Consider the following 12,836-nt stretch of genomic DNA (forward strand, 5'->3'; position numbering starts at 1 on the left):
CCCGCCTGCCCGCCTCCCCCGCCCTGGCCCCGAGCCGAGCGAGGGAGAGCCCCCACGTGACCATCGCGCCCGCCGATCCGGCCGCAGCGATCGAGAACGACGGCCCCGGGACCGTACTCCTGCGGACCCTGACCGATCTCACCGCCGACCTCCCGGACACCGACCCCGGCAAGGTCGCCGCCGCCGCGCTCCGCGGCCGCAGCGCCACGTCGGACGAGGCGGAGCTGCGCGAGCTGGCCACCGAGGCCGCCGCCGGCCTGATCTCCGAGGACCCCGCGTACTCCCGGCTCGCCGCCCGGCTCCTCACCCTCACCATCGCCGACGAGGCCGCCGGCCAGGGTGCCGTGTCCTTCTCGGCCTCGGTGGCCGTCGGTCACCGCGAGGGCCTCATCGCCGACCGCACCGCCGAGTTCGTCACGCTGCACGCGGCCCGGCTCGACGCGACGATCGACGCGGCCGGCGACGACCGCTTCGGCTACTTCGGTCTGCGCACCCTCTACTCGCGCTACCTGCTGCGCCACCCGATCACCCGCAAGGTGATCGAGACCCCGCAGCACTTCATGCTGCGCGTCGCCTGCGGCCTCGCCGAGGACGACAGCGTCCGCGCCCTGGACGAGGTGGCCGCCCTGTACGGCCTGATGAGCCGTCTGGACTACCTCCCGTCCTCCCCCACGCTCTTCAACTCCGGCACCCGCCACCCGCAGATGTCGTCCTGCTACCTGCTGGACTCCCCGCAGGACGAGCTGGACTCCATCTACGGCCGCTACCACCAGGTCGCGCGCCTCTCGAAGCACGCGGGCGGCATCGGCCTCTCGTACTCCCGCATCCGCGCCCGCGGTTCGCTGATCCGCGGCACCAACGGGCACTCCAACGGCATCGTGCCGTTCCTGAAGACCCTCGACGCCTCCGTCGCCGCCGTGAACCAGGGCGGCCGCCGCAAGGGCGCCGCCGCGGTCTACCTGGAGACCTGGCACGCGGACATCGAGGAGTTCCTGGAGCTCCGCGACAACACGGGCGAGGACCAGCGCCGCACGCACAACCTGAACCTGGCGCACTGGATCCCGGACGAGTTCATGCGCCGGGTCAACGCCGACGCCGAGTGGTCGCTGTTCTCCCCGGCGGACGTGCCCGAGCTCGTCGACCTGTACGGCGAGGAGTTCGACGCCGCCTACCGCAAGGCCGAGGACGCGGGCCTGGCCCGCAAGACGATGCCGGCCCGCGATCTGTACGGCCGCATGATGCGGACCCTCGCGCAGACCGGCAACGGCTGGATGACGTTCAAGGACGCCTCCAACCGGACCGCGAACCAGACCGCCCTGCCCGGCCGCGTGGTGCACTCCTCGAACCTGTGCACCGAGATCATCGAGGTCACCAACGACGACGAGACCGCGGTGTGCAACCTCGGCTCGGTCAACCTGGGTGCCTTCGTGACCGCTGGGGACATCGACTGGGAGCGCCTGGACGAGACCGTCCGCACGGCCGTCACCTTCCTCGACCGGGTCGTCGACATCAACTTCTACCCGACCGAGCAGGCGGGCCGCTCCAACGGCAAGTGGCGCCCGGTGGGGCTGGGCGCGATGGGCCTCCAGGACGTCTTCTTCCAGCTGAAGCTGCCGTTCGACTCGGCCGAGGCGCGCGCCCTGTCCACCCGGATCGCCGAGCGGATCATGCTCGCCGCGTACGAGGCGTCCGCCGACCTCGCCGAGCGCAGCGGCCCGCTCCCCGCCTGGGAGGAGACCCGCACCGCCCGGGGCGTCCTGCACCCCGACCACTACGACGTGGAGCTGAACTGGCCGGAGCGCTGGGCCGCGCTGCGCGCCCGCATCGCCGCGACCGGCATGCGCAACAGCCTCCTCCTCGCCATCGCCCCGACGGCGACGATCGCCTCCATCGCCGGTGTGTACGAGTGCATCGAGCCGCAGGTCTCCAACCTGTTCAAGCGCGAGACGCTGTCCGGCGAGTTCCTCCAGGTCAACTCGTACCTCGTCGACGAGCTGAAGAAGCTCGGCGTGTGGGACGCGCAGACCCGCGAGGCGCTGCGCGACTCCAACGGCTCGGTGGCCGGCTTCACCTGGGTCCCGGCCGAGGTGCGCGAGCTGTACCGCACGGCCTGGGAGATCCCGCAGCGCGGCCTCATCGACATGGCCGCCGCCCGCACCCCCTTCCTGGACCAGTCGCAGTCCCTGAACCTGTTCATGGAGACGCCGACGATCGGCAAGCTGTCGTCGATGTACGCGTACGCCTGGAAGCAGGGGCTGAAGACGACGTACTACCTGCGCTCCCGCCCGGCGACCCGGATCGCCCGCGCCGCCCAGGCCGCCGCCCCGATCCCCGTCCAGCAGGCGGCCCCCGACACCGACGCGATCGCCTGCTCCCTTGAGAACCCCGAGTCCTGCGAGGCCTGCCAGTAATGAGCTCCACCGAGAAGAAGAACCTCCTGGACCCGGGCTTCGAGCTCACGCTCCGCCCCATGCGCTACCCGGACTTCTACGAGCGCTACCGGGACGCCATCAAGAACACCTGGACCGTGGAGGAGGTCGACCTCCACTCGGACGTCGCCGACCTCGCCAAGCTCACCCCCGGTGAGCAGCACATGATCGGCCGGCTGGTCGCGTTCTTCGCGACGGGCGACTCGATCGTGGCGAACAACCTGGTCCTGACGCTGTACAAGCACATCAACTCCCCGGAGGCGCGGCTGTACCTGTCGCGTCAGCTCTTCGAGGAGGCCGTGCACGTCCAGTTCTATCTGACGCTCCTGGACACCTACCTGCCCGACCCGGACGACCGCGCGGCGGCCTTCGACGCGGTGGAGAACATCCCCTCGATCCGCGAGAAGGCGCAGTTCTGCTTCCGGTGGATGGACTCGGTCGAGAAGATCGAGAAGCTGGAGACGGCCGCCGACCGCCGCCGCTTCCTGCTGAACCTCATCTGCTTCGCGGCGTGCATCGAGGGCCTGTTCTTCTACGGCGCCTTCGCCTACGTCTACTGGTTCCGGTCCCGCGGCCTGCTGCACGGCCTGGCGACGGGCACCAACTGGGTGTTCCGCGACGAGACGATGCACATGAACTTCGCCTTCGAGGTCGTGGACACCGTCCGCAAGGAGGAGCCGGAGCTGTTCGACGACGCGCTCCAGCAGCAGGTCACCGACATGCTGAAGGAGGCCGTCGAGGCGGAGCTCCAGTTCGGCCGTGACCTGTGCGGCGACGGCCTGCCGGGCATGAACACCGAGTCGATGCGCGAGTACCTCCAGTGCGTCGCCGACCAGCGCCTCCAGCGCCTCGGCTTCGCCCCGGTGTTCGGCTCCGAGAACCCCTTCTCCTTCATGGAGCTCCAGGGCGTCCAGGAACTGACCAACTTCTTCGAGCGCCGCCCGTCCGCCTACCAGGTGGCGGTCGAGGGCTCGGTGGACCTCGACGAGGACTTCTAGCCGGTACGCACGAGGGCCCCGCTCCTGGAGAGGAGCGGGGCCCTCGCGCGTCTGCGTGCGCGCGTCAGTCGTTGGCGACGACCGGGTAGCGCGGGGTGCCCTCGGCCATCTGGCGCAGGGCGTCCTTGCGGTCCCGCTTCGACAGCTTGTCGATGTACAGGAAGCCGTACAGGTGGTCCGTCTCGTGCTGGAGGCAGCGGGCGAAGTAGCCGGTGCCCCGGACCTTGATCGGGTTGCCCTGGGAGTCCTGGCCGTGCACGACCGCGTAGTCCGGGCGGGCCAGCTCGGCGTACGCCGTCGGCACGGAGAGGCAGCCCTCGTTGGACTCGTCGAGGATGCGGCGGTCGGCGGGCAGCTCCTGCAGGACCGGGTTGACCACGTGGCCGACGTGCCGGACGCCCTCGTCGTCCATGCAGTCGTAGACGAAGACCTTCTGGTCCACACCGATCTGGTTCGCGGCCAGGCCGACGCCCTCGGCGGTCCTCTGGCTGGCGAACATGTCGTCGATGAGCTGCGCCAGCTCGTCGCCGAACTCGGTGACGTCCTTGCACTCCCGGTGCAGCACGGGGTTGCCGACGACCGTGATCGGACGCGAGGTGCCCCGCTCGCGGTGCGCGAGCTCGCGCTCCTCGCAGTCCTCCGTGTCCACGACGAACTCGTCGTCGCTCTGCGTCTGCTCGTCCGTGTCCTGCTGCGCCATGTCCGGCCGCGCCCTTCTGAAAACCCGATTCCGTCGGAGGACAGCCTACGGGCCCCGAAGCGATCGCTCAGCAGACCTCTTCGAGATCACGCCACTCGCGGGAGTCGGGACTGTCCGCCACCCAGCCGTCGAGGAGCCCCCGCACCAGGCCCGCCGGTGCCGCGATGCCGCACTCCCGCTCCGGGACCCACAGCTCGCCCGGCGAGCGGTGGCCGAGCGGCCCGGGGTGTCCCGGCTCGCTGTGGTCGTGCGGGTCGGAGTGCTCGCCCTCGCCCTCCGCGCTGGGCATGGTCGACTCGGAGCAGGCACGGCAGAGCAGCCGCACCGAGGACGACCAGTCCTCCGCGGCGAAACCGGCCTCGGCGGCGAGCTGCTCCAGCGCGTCCCGGTCGGCCTCGGTGGCGGCCTCCAGGAGGACCACCCAGGTCGGCACGGGCGACGGCGCCCACAGCTCGATCTCGTCGAAGACGGGGTAGGAGGGGCCGGCTGTGGTGGTCCGCTCGCCGTTCGGCACGCCGTCGTGGAGGACGACCTCGCCCCAGCGGCGGCCGGAGGACGGCAGCGGGATGGACAGGACCTCGATGCGGGCCGGGTCGAGCCGGCGGCCCCACACCACCTCCGCCTCACCCTCGGGCGAGAGCCGGACGGCGGCGCTGCCCAGCTCCATGCCGGCGGGCTCGCCGGTGCCCGCGGCGGCGCCGGGCACCTTCAGTCCGTAGGCCTGCCAGGCGCGGCGGGCCAGCGGCCAGTCCTGGAGGGCGGTGGCGGCGATGCCCACGTTCCACCAGTCGGGGGCGCCGGTCTCCTTGTCGAGCAGGGCGACGGCGCGCAGCCCGGCGGCCCGCGCCTGCTCCCAGTCGTGCCGGAACTTGTGCAGCAGCGCCAGGTTGAACCAGGACTCCGAGAGCCAGGGCTCCAGGTCCGCCGCGCGCGTCAGGAGCGCGCCCGCGTCCTCGTACCGGCCGTCGCCGATCAGCGTGAACGCGCGGTCCGTGGCCTGCCGCCATGAGGCGGAGGGCCGATGCCGTACCTTCCCGAAGATCTTCACGATTCCCGCCTGCCGGTCGCTTCACCCTCTTGTTCGCATCCAACCATGCCCGGTCGGACGCGCGCTCATTACCCATGGGTTACCCAGGGACCGCCGAGGTCACCCCAGCGGCTCCGCCCCGCGCCAGGACCCTGGCCAGGCCTTCGACGACATCCGGGTGGAAGTCGCGGGCGGTGCCGAGCCTGAGCCGTTCCAGGGCGCCGAGGGCGGCGCCCGCGCCGTCGCCCGCGAGGTCGTCGTAGGCGTTCACGGCCCGGACGATCCGGGCCGCGGGCGGCTGCTCGCGGTACGGGTCGGCCTGCCGCTCCACGACGACGGCGACGGCCTCGGGGACCCCGGTCCTGCGGACGACCTCGCCGCCCAGGAGCGCGATCCGGCGCTGCTCCTCGGGCGGCAGGAGGGCGGTGGCGCCGCCCGCGACCGGGTCGACGAGGGAGAGCTGCCCGATGTCGTGCATGAGCGCCGCGTGCTCCAGGACGGTCAGCTCGGTCCCGGAGAGGCCCAGCTCACGGCCGACGGCCGCGCTGAGGGCGGCGACCCGGCGGGCGTGTCCCGGCGGGGTGCAGCCGGCGATCTCGGTGGCGCGGGCGAGCGAGGCGATGGTCTGCCGGTTGACGGTCCGGACGGCCGCGTACCGCCGGAAGGAGACCTGGGTGAGCAGCAGCGGGACGGCGAGCACGGGCAGCGCCCACAGTCCGGCGGCGGCGACGCCGAGCGCCATGACGGTGCCGGTGGCGCAGACGGCGGAGCCGATGCCGAGGAAGGCGCGGAGTTCGTCGCGCAGGAGGGGGCCGTACGGGAATCCGGTGCGGGCGCGGAGCACGAGGGAGGCGAGCACGGCGTCGCACAGGGCGGTGAGGACGAGCAGGAGGAGCAGGAAGAGGGCGTAGGCGGGCCCCCGGCCGAGGTGCGCGGTGACGGCGCCCGCGTTGTAGAGGGGCTGGAAGCAGAGCGCGGCGAAGCCGACGGTGAGGACGCGGCGGGCGAGGTGGTCGGCGCCGGGACCGCCGCCGCGGGCGAGGTGCGGGACGATCCCGGCGAGGCCGGCGGCGACGACGACGGCGACGGTCTGGAGGACGCCGTGGGTGGTGGCGGTGCCGGCGCTGGTGCCGAGCAGGGCGTAGGCGAGGGCTCCGGCGGCGGCGAGCGGCGCGGGTTCCCGCTCGCCGGGCGCGGCGCCCCAGCGGGCGAGCTCGCCGAGGGCGATGAGGGTGCCGAAGGCGAGGGCGTTGCCGGGTTCGTCGAGGCCGTACCAGAGGGTGCCGGCGAGGCCGGCGAGGCCGAGGAGGAGGGCGGCGCCGCGCACGGTGCCGACCGTGAGGGTCCCGGGTCTCACGCGTGGTCCTCGGCCGGGGCGGGGAGGGGCTCGCGCGGCGGGGGCACCTGCCCGGGGCGGGCGCCGGGTGCCGTGGCCGGCTCGTCGGCGGTGACGGCGGGCTGCCAGCCGTGCCGGTCGAGGGCCCGGGAGAGGGCGGTGACCATCCGGGGGTCGAACTGGGCGCCGGCGCAGCGCTCCAGTTCGGCGAGGGCGGTGGGCACCGGGCGGGCCCGGCTGTAGGAGCGGGTCGAGGTCATGGCGTCGAAGGCGTCGGCGACGGCCACGACCCGGGCGAACTCGGGGATCTCCTCGCCGTGGAGCCCGTAGGGATAGCCGCTGCCGTCCATGCGTTCGTGGTGGTGGAGGATCGCGGCCCGCGCCTCGCCGAGGAAGCCGATGCCGCGCACCATCTCGTGGCCGTACTCGGGGTGCAGTTCGATGACCCGGCGCTCCTCGGGGGTGAGGGGCCCGTCCTTGGTGAGCACCCGGGTGGGGACGCCGAGCTTGCCCACGTCGTGCAGGATGCCGGCGAAGCGGACGACGTCGAGGCGGTCCTCGGCCATGCCGAGTTCACGGGCGATCAGGACGGAGGCGTGGCCGACGCGTTCGCTGTGGCCGCGGGTGTACCGGTCCTTGATGTCGACGGCCTGGACGAGGGCGCGGATGGTGGCCTGGTGGGCGGCGCGCTCGCGGTGGTACTGGGCGAAGACCCAGCAGGAGATGTACATGGGGAGGAGCACGAAGAGCGCCGCGACCGGCCCGTACGTGCTGCGCCAGAGGACGGCCATCATCAGTCCGGCGAGGCCGTGGACGGCGTGCGGGGCGAGGGCCCGGCCGAGGAGGCCGCGCCAGGCGGCCCGGAGGGAGAGTCCGCCGGCGGTGGCACGGATGCCGCCGTCGAGTGCGGTGAGGACCAGGCAGAAGGCGAGGGCGGCGGCGCCTGCGGGCAGCAGCGCGTAGGGCAGGTCGGGTGCGTCAGTGCCGTGGCCGAGGGCGGCGGGGCCGCCGAGTGCGGCGGCGGTGTGGGCGGCGGCCCAGACGGCGAGGGCGGTGGCGGCGGCCCGCCAGGCGCGGCGGGGTGCGGCAGGGGGTTCCTCGACGCGGGCGAGGAGGCCGCCGGGGATCGCGGTGAGCGCGGCGGCGGCGGGCGGCAGGAGGAGCGCGGCGGCCAGGAGCACGGGGAAGAAGGAGCCGGTGCCCATGGGGACGGCGGCGCCGAGGGCGCGGCCGATGAGCCGGCAGCGGGCGGGCAGCTCGCAGAGCGCGTACAGGACGGCGAGGAGGGCGACCGTGTCCCAGGGGACGGCGGCGTCGGGGCGCAGCGCGGGCAGGGCGCAGGCCCCGGCGCCGAGCAGGGCGCAGCCGATGTACCAGCGGGCCGCGCGCGGAATGACCTTCACGCCCATCACGGCTGTCACGCTAGCGAGTCGGGGGGGCGCGGGACGGCCCGGTCCGAGCGATTCGCACCATCGGGTGATACAAGCTGATATATGCGTGAGGCCGCCGCGAACGCGTCGCGGCGGCCCGTCACTCCCCGGTGCGGGGAGGGGTGTTACTCCTGCGGCGCCGGTGTCGCCGGGCCGCTCACCGTGATGTCCTGCTCGGGCACCATGTGTCCGGCGCGGATCAGGTCGATCCGGCCCATGACCTTGGCGCGCAGGTCGGTGGGGACGTCGTCGCTGCCGCAGCAGCGCTTCACGAGCTTCTTCACCGCCTGCTCCAGGCCGTACTTCTCCAGGCAGGGGGAGCACTCCTCGAAGTGCACCTCGAACTTGGTGCAGTCACTGTCGGGCATCTCATGGTCGAGGAACTCGTAGAGATGATCCAGGACCTCTGAGCAATCCGTCTCGTGCGGCTCTCCGCAGCTCATGAGCCCGAGCCTTTCAGATCGTTCGACGACTCTCCGGCGCCCGCGGGTACCAGCCCGCGGTCGCGGGCGTAGTCCTCGAGCATGCCGCGCAGCTGGCGGCGGCCCCGGTGCAGTCGGGACATCACCGTACCGATGGGTGTCCCCATGATGTCCGCGATCTCCTTGTACGCAAAGCCCTCGACATCGGCGAGATAGACGGCGATGCGGAACTCCTCGGGAATCGCCTGGAGCGCTTCCTTCACGTCGGAGTCGGGCAGGTGGTCGAGGGCCTGCGACTCGGCGGAGCGCAGACCGGTCGACATGTGCGACTCGGCGCGGGCGAGCTGCCAGTCCTCGATCTCCTCGGCGGCGCTGCGCTGGGGCTCACGCTGCTTCTTGCGGTACGAGTTGATGAAGGTGTTGGTGAGGATGCGGTACAGCCAGGCCTTGAGGTTCGTGCCCTCGCGGAACTGGTGGAAGGATCCGTACGCCTTGGCGTAGGTCTCCTGCACCAGGTCCTCCGCGTCCGCGGGGTTGCGCGTCATGCGCAGCGCGGCCGAGTACATCTGGTCGAGGTAGCCGAGGGCGTCCCGCTCGAAGCGCGCGTTGCGCTCCTCGGTCGTCTCCTCGGGGCCGTCGTCGGTCCCTGTGTCGGTCCCAGTGACCGGACCCACCTCCTCCAGCGCGGCGGCGAGCCCGAGGGCGGACCCGCTCGTTTCGGAGGATAGACGAGGAAGCACTCCGCCCGCCGCCCGAATCGGGGCGGCCTTGGGCGCGGGCAGCACTGTCCAGTCGAGGTCAGCGCCCTGCGCGCGCTCCGGGCAGATGGTCATACCCATACGACGGACTCCCTCTTCCTTGCTGTCACACCGACGTTCTCGACAACAGTGGTCCCCCGCTCGGCATTCCCGGGGGCGGCCGGGAACTCAGCGGAGGGCGGAGATCCACTCGGCGACCCCGTCGACGAGGAGGCCGAGGGCCTCGTCCTGACTCAGGGTCGCCCGCTTGGGGATCGCGAAGCCGTGGTCCCCGTACGGGATCTCCACGAGTCCGTACGACCCCTCCGGGTACTCGTCGGGTCTGCCGAACGGGTCGTTGCCGCCCTGGACGACGAGGGTGGGCAGGCCGGTGGAGAGGAGCTCGTCGGCGCGGCTCCGCTCGGGCTTCCCCGGCGGGTGGAGCGGGAAGCTCAGCGCGAGGACGGCGAGCGCGCCGAGTTCCCGGCCGGTGCGGCAGGCGACACGGGCACCGGCGCTGCGGCCGCCCGCGATCACCGGGAGGCCGGGCCTCGCCAGGGCCGGCCAGAGGCCGCGCCAGCCGGTGTCGAGGGTCTTCAGCGCGGGCGCCACCTTCTTGCCGGCGACCCGCCAGGGCTGCTCGACGAGGGCGACGGTCACGCCCCGTGCGGGCAGCGCCCCGGCGAGGGCCTGGAGGTCGCGGGCCTCGACGCCGCCGCCGGCGCCGTGCCCGAGGGCGAGGACGGCCCGGGGCCGCGTCCCGGCGCACCACGTGATGCGTGCCTCACCGGCGTCGGTGGAGACGGTCTCGTACTGTGTCACGTCCCCATCCTGCCGTCCCGGGGGTCAGAAGAGCGTGCCGACTTCCGGTCCCGCCAGCTCCTCCAGGAGTTCGGGGCCGTTGTTGCGGACGTTGCTGACGGCGGTGGCGACCGGGTAGGCCCGCATCAGGCCCTCGGGCGGCGGGGCGAGCAGTCCGCGCAGCTCCTCCGGGTCGGTGCGCGCCGGGTCGAGCCAGGCGTCCCAGCGGTCCTCGGTCAGCATGAGGGGCATCCGGGGGTGGATGTCGGCGAGCGAACGCGGGCCCTCGGCGGGGGCGACGCCCAGCGGGCCGGTCTCGGCCTCGGTGGTGACCACGGAGCAGGTCACCCACCACGCGGAGGGGTGGCCGTCGGGCAGGGTGCGGTCCCGCCAGAACTCGTAGAGCCCGGCCATCGCGAAGACGGAGCCGTCCGACGGGGTCACGAAGTACGGCTGCTTGCGGGGCCGCTTCTTCTTCCCCTCGACCTCCAGGTCGCGCTCGGCGGCCCCGGTCACCCACTCGTAGTAGCCGTCGGCGGGCAGGATGCACCGGCGCGACTGGAAGGCGCGCTTGAAGGACGGCTTCTCGTCGACGGTCTCCGCGCGCGCGTTGATCATCCGGGCGGCGCCCTCGGGCGACTTCGCCCAGGACGGCACGAGCCCCCACTTCAGGGCGCGCAGCTGGCGAACCGGCCGGCGGGAATCGGCGTCTTTCACAGGACGCTCGAGAACGGCCCAGACCTCCTTGGTGGGGGCCACGTTCCAGTCGGGGGCCAGGGTCTCCTCCGGCTCCCACTTCTCGATCCCGAAGAGACCGACGAGGTCCTCGGGACGCCGACTCGATGCATACCGTCCGCACATACGTGCCACACTGCCACGTTCCCGCCCCCGACCGAGGAGCCGTCCGCGAAATGACCGAGATCCTCGGGACCCAGCCCGCCCCGGCCGAGTGGATCGTCTACGTCACGGCCGCCTGCGCGCTCGGCCTGGTCGTGTTCCGGCGGCCCTGGCTCCTGGCCCGGAACGCGGTCACCATCGCCCACGAGGGCGGTCACGGACTCGTGGCCCTCGCCACCGGCCGCCGCCTGGAGGCGATCCGGCTGCACTCCGACACCAGCGGCCTCACGGTGTCCCGGGGCCGCCCGACCGGCGTCGGCGTGGTCCTCACCCTCGCCGCCGGCTACCCGGCGGCCCCGCTGCTCGGGCTCGGCGGCGCCGCGCTGCTCGGCACCGGCCACGTCACCCTGCTGCTCTGGCTCGCGACCGGGCTGCTGCTCGCGCTCCTCGTGATGGTCCGCAACGCGTACGGGGTGCTGACCGTCGTCCTGACGGGCGCCGCCTTCCTCCTCGTGTCCTGGCTGACCGGCCCCGAGGTCCAGTCCGTGTTCGCGTACGCGGTGGTCTGGTTCCTGCTCCTCGCCGGCGTCCGGCCGGCCTTCGAGCTCCAGGCGAAACGGCGCCGCGGCGGGGCCCCCGACTCGGACGCGGACCAGCTCGCGCGGCTCACCCACGTGCCCGCGGGGGTGTGGCTCCTCTTCTTCCACACGGTGGCGATATCCGCCCTGATCGGCGGCGGGCGCTGGCTCCTGGGCTTCTGACTCCCCCGTACAGTGAGTCCATGACCGCAGCAGCTTCCGCGACGCACACCGAGCCGCCCACCGACCTCTGGCCCGCCCCTTATGCCGGCGGCGCCGTCGACGCGACCGTCACCGTGCCCGGATCGAAGTCGGTCACCAACCGCGCCCTCGTCCTGGCCGCGCTCGCCGCCGAGCCCGGCTGGCTGCGCCGCCCGCTGCGCTCCCGCGACACCCTCCTGATGGCCGAGGCGCTCCGCACCCTCGGCGTGCGGATCGAGGAAGGCGTGGGCCCGGACGGCTCCGGCGAGGCCTGGCGGATCATCCCCTCCCCGCTGCGCGGACCCGCCACGGTCGACGTCGGCAACGCGGGCACGGTCATGCGCTTCCTGCCGCCCGTCGCCGCCCTCGCCGACGGCCCGGTGCGCTTCGACGGCGACCCCCGCTCCCACGAGCGCCCGCTGCACGGCGTGATCGACGCGCTGCGCGCGCTCGGCGCCCGCATCGACGACGACGGCCGGGGCGCGCTCCCCATGACCGTGCACGGCGGCGGCGCCCTGGACGGCGGCACGGTCGAGATCGACGCCTCCTCGTCCTCCCAGTTCGTCAGCGCCCTGCTGCTGTCCGCGCCCCGCTTCAACCAGGGCGTCGAGGTGCGGCACGTGGGCAGCCGGCTCCCCTCGCTCCCGCACATCCGGATGACGGTCGACATGCTGCGCGCGGTCGGCGCCCGGGTCGACGAGCCGGAGCACGGCGGCGAGCCGAACGTGTGGCGCGTGGCGCCGTCCGCGCTGCGCGGCCGGGACCTGGTCGTCGAGCCCGACCTGTCGAACGCGCAGCCCTTCCTGGCGGCCGCCCTGGTGACCGGCGGCCGGGTGACCGTCCCGGACTGGCCGGCGAGGACCACCCAGCCGGGCGACGAGCTGCGCCGGATCTTCACCGAGATGGGTGGCTCCTGCGAGCTCACCGAGGCGGGCCTGACCTTCACCGGCACGGGCCGGATCCACGGCATCGACGTGGACCTGGGCGAGGTCGGCGAGCTGACCCCCGGCATCGCGGCGGTCGCGGCCCTCGCGGACTCCCCCTCCACCCTGCGCGGGGTCGCCCATCTGCGGCTGCACGAGACCGACCGGCTCGCGGCGCTCACCAAGGAGATCAACGAGCTGGGCGGCGACGTGACCGAGACCGAGGACGGTCTCCACATCCGGCCGCGCCCGCTGCACGGCGGTGTCTTCCACACGTACCACGACCACCGCATGGCGACGGCGGGCGCGATCATCGGCCTCGCGGTCGAGGGCGTGGAGATCGAGGACGTGGCGACGACGGCGAAGACCTTGCCGGACTTCCCGACGATGTGGACCGAAATGCTCGGGGTCTGAACC

12 protein-coding genes are annotated in these 12,836 nt (G+C 73.0%); 4 read left to right on the forward strand and 8 right to left on the reverse strand.

The genetic code is table 11. The annotated features are described in order from the left end of the window. Positions 1–56 precede the first annotated feature (56 nt). Both ABTY59_RS00110 and ABTY59_RS00115 read left to right on the forward strand, forming a co-directional pair. The gene (locus ABTY59_RS00110; RefSeq protein ID WP_352016636.1) at positions 57–2,411 is read left to right on the forward strand and encodes a ribonucleoside-diphosphate reductase subunit alpha; all 2,355 of its coding nucleotides are present in this window, start codon (positions 57–59) and stop codon (positions 2,409–2,411) included. Continuing rightward, positions 2,411–3,427, forward strand: a complete 1,017-nt coding sequence (locus ABTY59_RS00115; RefSeq protein ID WP_352016637.1) for a ribonucleotide-diphosphate reductase subunit beta — start codon at positions 2,411–2,413, stop codon at positions 3,425–3,427. The genes ABTY59_RS00110 and ABTY59_RS00115 overlap by 1 nt, the downstream gene beginning before the upstream one ends. Before the next feature lie 64 nt (positions 3,428–3,491). On the opposite strand, the gene def is transcribed toward ABTY59_RS00115, so the two are convergent. The 8 genes from def to ABTY59_RS00155 form a co-directional block, all read right to left on the reverse strand. Next, positions 3,492–4,127, reverse strand: a complete 636-nt coding sequence (gene def, locus ABTY59_RS00120; protein ID WP_352016638.1) for a peptide deformylase — start codon at positions 4,125–4,127, stop codon at positions 3,492–3,494. Between the two features lie 67 nt (positions 4,128–4,194). Beyond that, a complete protein-coding gene (locus tag ABTY59_RS00125; RefSeq protein WP_017236276.1) occupies positions 4,195–5,175 on the reverse strand; it encodes a tetratricopeptide repeat protein in 981 nt (326 codons plus the stop codon). A 79-nt stretch (positions 5,176–5,254) separates the two neighbouring features. Next, positions 5,255–6,511: an HD domain-containing protein gene (locus ABTY59_RS00130; protein ID WP_352016639.1), complete on the reverse strand. Its 1,257-nt coding sequence runs from the start codon at positions 6,509–6,511 to the stop codon at positions 5,255–5,257. After that, positions 6,508–7,893 carry an HD-GYP domain-containing protein gene (locus ABTY59_RS00135; RefSeq protein WP_352017284.1) on the reverse strand — a complete coding sequence of 462 codons (1,386 nt, stop codon included), beginning with the start codon at positions 7,891–7,893 and terminating at the stop codon, positions 6,508–6,510. The genes ABTY59_RS00130 and ABTY59_RS00135 overlap by 4 nt, the downstream gene beginning before the upstream one ends. A gap of 152 nt (positions 7,894–8,045) precedes the next feature. Then, entirely contained in the window at positions 8,046–8,363 is a 318-nt protein-coding gene (rsrA, locus tag ABTY59_RS00140) for a mycothiol system anti-sigma-R factor (RefSeq protein ID WP_352016640.1), read from the reverse strand. Continuing rightward, on the reverse strand, positions 8,360–9,016 hold the full coding sequence (locus tag ABTY59_RS00145) for a sigma-70 family RNA polymerase sigma factor (protein ID WP_030207302.1): 657 nt from the start codon (positions 9,014–9,016) through the stop codon (positions 8,360–8,362). The genes rsrA and ABTY59_RS00145 overlap by 4 nt, the downstream gene beginning before the upstream one ends. A gap of 252 nt (positions 9,017–9,268) precedes the next feature. Then, entirely contained in the window at positions 9,269–9,901 is a 633-nt protein-coding gene (locus ABTY59_RS00150) for an alpha/beta hydrolase family protein (protein WP_352016641.1), read from the reverse strand. A 24-nt stretch (positions 9,902–9,925) separates the two neighbouring features. Beyond that, positions 9,926–10,741, reverse strand: a complete 816-nt coding sequence (locus tag ABTY59_RS00155; protein ID WP_352016642.1) for an SOS response-associated peptidase — start codon at positions 10,739–10,741, stop codon at positions 9,926–9,928. Between the two features lie 50 nt (positions 10,742–10,791). Here ABTY59_RS00155 and ABTY59_RS00160 point away from each other — a divergent pair, with 50 nt between their 5' ends. Both ABTY59_RS00160 and aroA read left to right on the forward strand, forming a co-directional pair. Continuing rightward, positions 10,792–11,478 carry a M50 family metallopeptidase gene (locus tag ABTY59_RS00160; protein WP_352016643.1) on the forward strand — a complete coding sequence of 229 codons (687 nt, stop codon included), beginning with the start codon at positions 10,792–10,794 and terminating at the stop codon, positions 11,476–11,478. 20 nt (positions 11,479–11,498) lie between these two features. Further along, positions 11,499–12,833, forward strand: a complete 1,335-nt coding sequence (aroA, locus tag ABTY59_RS00165; RefSeq protein WP_352016644.1) for a 3-phosphoshikimate 1-carboxyvinyltransferase — start codon at positions 11,499–11,501, stop codon at positions 12,831–12,833. Positions 12,834–12,836 lie beyond the last annotated feature (3 nt).

Source organism: Streptomyces sp. NPDC096079, assembly GCF_040303145.1.
GTDB lineage: Bacteria > Actinomycetota > Actinomycetes > Streptomycetales > Streptomycetaceae > Streptomyces.